Here is a 795-nt window from a genome sequence, read left to right as displayed (position 1 = left end):
AAGACCAAATGTATTGATTTCTTGGACTGTCAGATGACTATCCATTATCAGAGTCTTTATTGATGACCTTTTGCATTGTTGCTTGCTTCCTGAGACATTGGTTGTTTTTTTCCAGTTTCACTTCTTATTTGACTCTTAATGATTAGAATAGAAAATCTATACAAACATAATATAACATACATATGCTTGCTGATTTGTAGGCATTGAAATGTTCCACAAGATCTTAGAAGAAGCACAGGCTGGTGATCAGTTAGGTGCGCTTATACGAGGGTTAAAAAGGGATGATCTTCGCCGAGGTATGATTGTGTGTAAACCAGGATCTGTTAAAGCCCAAGACCATGTTGAATCACAGGTAAATATTATTAGTAGAATAGATGTAGAAATTTAACAGTACCTTGGTGAATAATGATTGGAGATCTGATGTGATATGATATGTCATATCAAAGCAGGAATTTTTCAGAATTGCTAAAATTATTTATATTTTTGTGTTTTAATTTTTATTTCGAAAGTTACTTCTAAGTGATGTTTGCCTGTATGTATTATAACCCATATTATAATTGTAAGAATACTAAGCATTTCCACATCTTAAAGGTTCTTGTCTAGTATAAACCAGTAAATCAGTTTTAACCCTTGAAAGAAGTACAAGAATAACACAGAAATGATTCTTTATCCGGCTTCTCTTTTTTTTTGGACAATAGTTATACAATTTTAATTATGTTCTGAGCTGCAAATTTCAATAGCTAAGTTTTTTAACAAAAAGTCATTCATTCATATACGTGTTGTGAGTCTATGTTA

1 protein-coding gene is annotated in these 795 nt (G+C 31.4%); it reads left to right on the top strand.

Annotated elements, in window-relative coordinates; all coding sequences use genetic code 4:
* Positions 1-208 precede the first annotated feature (208 nt).
* On the top strand, positions 209-388 hold the full coding sequence (locus tag MAGTDC_RS05740) for a hypothetical protein (RefSeq protein WP_414173075.1): 180 nt from the start codon (positions 209-211) through the stop codon (positions 386-388).
* The last annotated feature ends 407 nt before the right edge of the window (positions 389-795 follow it).

Source organism: Candidatus Hodgkinia cicadicola, assembly GCF_002774925.1.
This window is presented reverse-complemented; position numbering and strand designations above follow the sequence as displayed.